This is a genomic window from Actinotalea sp. C106 (genome assembly GCF_023630195.1).
GTDB lineage: Bacteria > Actinomycetota > Actinomycetes > Actinomycetales > Cellulomonadaceae > Actinotalea.
This window is the reverse complement of record NZ_JALPKN010000243.1, coordinates 1-4,810: the sequence shown is the minus strand read 5'-3', so window position 1 is coordinate 4,810 and position 4,810 is coordinate 1. Positions and strand designations below refer to the sequence as shown.

Below are 4,810 nucleotides of genomic sequence, written 5' to 3'. Positions count from 1 at the left end.
CCTCGGCGGCGCGGTCCTGGTGCCCGAGGGGCCGGGGTGGCCACGCCGCGCGGGAGACCTGGGCGCGAGCGGACCGATGTGCCTGTGGGTGCGGGGCCGGACCGACCTCGAGGCGCTGACCGAGCCCTCGGTGGCCCTCGTGGGGGCCCGGGCGAGCACGGCCTACGGTGACCACGTCACCGGGGAGCTGGCCGCGGGGTTGTCGACGGCGGGGTGGACCATCCTCTCGGGCGGGGCCTACGGCATCGACGCGATGGCCCATCGGGGCGCGCTCGCGACCGGGCGCCCGACCGTTGCCGTGCTCGCGGGAGGGGTCGACAGGCTCTACCCGGCGGGCAACGCCCGCCTCCTGGCGGCCGTGGTGGAGCACGGTGCGGTCGTGAGCGAGGTACCACCGGGGTCCGTCCCGAGCCGCAGCCGGTTCCTGCAGCGCAACCGGGTCATCGCGGCGCTGGGCGGCGCGACCGTGGTGGTCGAGGCCGCGTGGCGGTCCGGTGCCCTCAGCACCGCGGGGCACGCCGCAGAGCTCCTCCGTCCGGTCGGGGCCGTGCCAGGGCCCGTGACCTCGGCCGCCTCGGCGGGGTGCCACCGACTCCTGCGCGAGGGCCGCGCCGCCTGCGTGACCGACGCTGCGGAGGTGATCGAGCTGGTGGGGCCCCCGGCGGCGGGACCGGAGCCCAGGGGGCACGAGGTGCGAGAGGTCGACGGCCTGACCGCCGAGGGACGGCTGGTCCTCGACGCGCTGCCGCTGCGTCGTGGTGGCGAGCTCGCTCACCTCGCGCGTGCTGCGGGCCTCGGCGAGCACGAGGTCCTCGCCGAGATCGGCCATCTCGAGGTCGCCGGTCTCGCCGAGCGGGACGGCCCGGGGTGGCGTCGCCGGGGGAGCCGTCGGCGAGGATCATGACAGATACGGACAAAGCGGTCTGCGTGGCGGGTGGACTTCGCCGGTTGTGGGTGAAGTCTGCATGTCTCGCCTTGTCGCAGCCGGTCAGACAGGCCACGGTAGATGCATGCAGCTGGCCGCGGCAGTGTCCGCCGCCATGACCGAGGACGAGGTCGTGGCGGCCTTCGAGGTGCACCTCACGGCCGACCGCGGACTCTCGTCGCACACGGTCCGGGCCTACCTCGGGGATCTCCGCCACGTGCTGGGGTTCGCCCGTCGCCGGGGCGCCTCCTGGGCCCAGGTGGACCTCGGCCTGCTGCGGGCGTGGCTCGGGACCATGGTGGGTGCGCGGCTGAGCCGCGCGACGATCGCCCGGCGTGGTGCAGCGATCCGCTGCTTCTACGCCTGGGCGACCGTCGAAGGTGCCCTGTCGAAGGACCCTGCGGCTCGGTTGGTGACGGCTCAGCCCGGTGAGAACCTGCCCTCGGCGCTCAACCCCGGCGCGATCTCGACGCTCCTGGACCTCGCTCGAGAGCGCGCCTCCGACGGGGACCCGCTCGCGCTGCGCGACCACGCGGTGCTCGAGCTCCTCTATGCGACGGGTGCTCGCGTGGGAGAGCTCGTGGGTGCGGACGTCGACGACCTCGACCAGGGCGACCGCCTCCTGCGCGTGCTGGGCAAGGGTGGCAAGGACCGTGTCGTGCCGTACGGGGTCCCGGCTGCTCGCGCCCTGGAGAGCTGGCTCACCGGCGGGCGTCCTGCCCTGGTGGTCGCGACCTCGGGCCCTGCCCTGGTCCTCGGCCGACGCGGGGGGCGTGTCGACCAGCGCCAGGTCCGCGAGCTGGTGCATCGTGCCGCACGGGCCGCCGGCGTCGAGGACGTGGCTCCCCACGCGCTGCGGCACACCGCGGCCACGCACCTCCTGCACGGCGGCTCGGACCTGCGTAGCGTGCAGGAGATGCTCGGCCACGCGACCCTCGCCACCACGCAGCGGTACACGCACGTGAGTGCCGATCGCCTGAGAAGCTCGTACCTCCAAGCCCACCCCAGAGCCTGAGGGATGTCCATGTCAGCCCAGGCCCGGACCCAGAGCCCGGACACCACCGGTACCGCACGTGCCGGTGGGCGCGTCGTCCCCCGCCCCTACCTGGCGGGCGCCCCCGAGGACGCCACCACGGTCGACTCGCTGTGGGCGGTCTTCAAGGAGAGCGGGGACCGCGGCGCGCGAGAACGGTTGATCCTGCACTACGCCCCGCTGGTCACGATGGTCGCGGCCCGCGTCGGTGCGGGCCTGCCGAACACCGTCGAGCAGGCGGACCTGGTCTCGTACGGCATGTTCGGCCTGATCGACGCGATCGAGAAGTACGAGACGGATCGCGCGGTCAAGTTCGAGACCTACGCGAGCTCCCGGGTGCGGGGTGCGATCATCGACGAGCTGCGCGCGATCGACTGGATCCCGCGCTCGGTGCGTACCAAGGCCCGTGCGGTCGACCGCGCCTACGCCGAGCTCGAGGGCGAGCTGCGTCGTGCCCCCTCCGAGCAGGAGGTCGCGAACCGGCTCGAGATCGGGGTGGGCGAGCTCCGTGCCGTGTTCACCCAGCTCTCCACGGTGAACGTCGCGGCCCTCGACGAGCTCATCGGCGCCGGGGCCGAGCGCGGGGACTCCCTGTCGCTCATCGACACCCTCGAGGACCCGGGCGCGGTGGACCCCGCGGGCTCGGTCGAGGCCCAGGAGACCAAGCTCCTGCTCGCCCGCGCGATCGAGCGCCTCGGCGAGCGCGAGAAGATCGTCCTGGTCCTCTACTACTACGAGGGCATGACCCTCGCTGAGATCGGCCGGGTGCTGGGCGTCACCGAGTCCCGGATCTCGCAGATGCACACCGCCGCCATGCTCCGGCTGCGCGCGGCCCTCCAGGAGAGCGAACGCGCCTGACGACGTGCGCGGTGCTCGTCTCGCCTGCGTGAGGAGGCGCGCGATGAGCCTCATCTCAGGAGGACCACCGGCCCGGCCCCCGGCAGCAACGACAGCGGGTCGACGTACTCCTCGCCTCTGCGGACGCCCCAGTGGACGCACGACGAGGCGCAGTGCACCGGGTCCGGTGCCACGGTCGCGATCACCTCGCCCGCGGCGACCACCTGGTCGACCTCGACCACGGCCACCACAGGCTCGAAGCTCGACCGGCGACCGTCAGGGTGGGTCACGGTGAGGACTCCCCGGTCGACCACCGTCCCCGCGAAGGTGACCACGCCCTCGGACGGGGCCAGCACGGCGTCACCGGGGCCCGTCGCCAGGTCGACACCACGGTGCCCGGCGGCCCAGCGGACCGGGGGCGGGTCGAAGAGGCGTAGCACCATGCCGTCCACCGGCGGCTGGTAGGCGAGCGCCTCGGCCGCCGGCGAGGTCGGCGAGGCTGAGGAGCTCGCCCTCGCTGCACCTGCGGACCCGCCGGGGACCGGAGTCCAGGAGGTGCCGTGCACGGGGAGCGCCCCGGCCACCAGGAGCGCGCCGACGAGCAGCGCGGTGGTCAGCGTCGTCCGACCCGTTCTCGACGTCGTCATGCTCGGAGGGTGCTCTGCGGTCGCCCGGGGCGCGGGCCGGTGACCGTCCTGCCTGGGGACGCGTGGGGTGCTCGTGCGCCTGGGGACGGGCGGCCGCCTGGGCGGCGCAGGTCGGGTAGGATGCTCGTTGCGCCCGGTCCGCCGGGTGACATCGCGTGCCATCCATCCCAGAGCCAGCCGGTCCGCCCGGTGACTCGGGGGCGTGTGCTGACAGCGGTCCGGTCCTCTCGTGGGCCCGGCGTCGGCCTCGCATGGCACCAGGGACGTCCGGTCAACCGACCGGCGTCGACAACCGGATGCGGGCACCAGGGACGACCTGACGCCCGCCTGCACAGTGCGCGCGACCCCGCGGGTCGCGCCGGAAGGACGTGCCATGGCCGTCGTGACCATGCGCCAGCTGCTCGAGAGCGGAGTCCACTTCGGGCACCAGACCCGTCGTTGGAACCCGAAGATGAAGCGGTTCATCTTCACCGAGCGCAACGGCATCTACATCGTCGACCTGCAGCAGTCGCTGTCGTACATCGACCGGGCCTACGAGTTCGTGAAGGAGACCGTCGCCCACGGCGGGACCATCCTCTTCGTCGGCACCAAGAAGCAGGCCCAGGAGCCCGTGGCCGAGCAGGCCGCCCGCGTCGGCATGCCTTACGTCAACCAGCGTTGGCTCGGCGGCATGCTCACCAACTTCCAGACGGTCAACAAGCGGCTCCAGCGTCTCAAGGAGCTCGAGGAGATCGACTTCGACGACGTCGCGGGCAGCGCCTTCACCAAGAAGGAGCTCCTCATCATGCGTCGCGAGAAGGACAAGCTCTCGCGCACCCTCGGTGGCATCCGTGACATGGCCAAGGTTCCCTCGGCCGTGTGGATCGTCGACACGAACAAGGAGCACCTCGCGGTCGACGAGGCGCGCAAGCTCGGGATCCCCGTCGTGGCGATCCTCGACACCAACTGCGACCCCGACCTGGTCGACTACCAGATCCCGGGCAACGACGACGCGATCCGTGCCGTCACCCTGCTCACCCGCGTGATCGCCGACGCGGCCGCCGAGGGCCTCATCGCCCGTCACTCGGGCAAGTCCGCGGCCAGCGAGGGCAGCGCCGAGACCCCCGCCGAGCCGCTCGCCGAGTGGGAGCAGGAGCTGCTCACGGGCAAGGACGCCGCCGCGACCGAGGGTGCCACCGCGACCGAGGGTGCCGCCGCGACCGAGGGTGCCACCGCGACCGAGGGTGCGGTCCAGACCGAGCCCAAGGCGCCTGCTGCTGCCGCGGACGAGACCGAGACGGACACCGCCGCGGCCGAGGCCGTCGTCGAGAGCCCCGCCGCCGAGGCGGGCACCGCTGCCGTCGAGGCCCCGGCGACCGGCCAGGACGC

General features: G+C 73.2%; 5 protein-coding genes. 4 read left to right on the top strand and 1 reads right to left on the bottom strand.

Annotated elements, in window-relative coordinates; genetic code table 11:
* The 3 genes from dprA to whiG all read left to right on the top strand — a co-directional run.
* Positions 1-904: DNA-processing protein DprA (gene dprA, locus L0B03_RS14000; RefSeq protein ID WP_250446823.1), on the top strand; the 904-nt coding region annotated here is incomplete at its 5' end.
* Between the two features lie 106 nt (positions 905-1,010).
* On the top strand, positions 1,011-1,940 hold the full coding sequence (locus L0B03_RS13995; protein WP_250446821.1) for a tyrosine recombinase XerC: 930 nt from the start codon (positions 1,011-1,013) through the stop codon (positions 1,938-1,940).
* Positions 1,941-1,949: 9 nt separating this feature from the next.
* Entirely contained in the window at positions 1,950-2,816 is an 867-nt protein-coding gene (whiG, locus tag L0B03_RS13990; protein WP_250446819.1) for an RNA polymerase sigma factor WhiG, read from the top strand.
* Positions 2,817-2,866: 50 nt separating this feature from the next.
* Here the strand turns inward: whiG and L0B03_RS13985 are convergent, their stop codons facing one another.
* Positions 2,867-3,442 carry a M23 family metallopeptidase gene (locus L0B03_RS13985; protein ID WP_250446817.1) on the bottom strand — a complete coding sequence of 192 codons (576 nt, stop codon included), beginning with the start codon at positions 3,440-3,442 and terminating at the stop codon, positions 2,867-2,869.
* A gap of 373 nt (positions 3,443-3,815) precedes the next feature.
* Between L0B03_RS13985 and rpsB the strand changes: the two genes are divergently transcribed.
* Positions 3,816-4,810 (top strand): 30S ribosomal protein S2 (gene rpsB, locus L0B03_RS13980; RefSeq protein WP_250446815.1); only part of this gene is annotated, 995 nt, incomplete at its 3' end.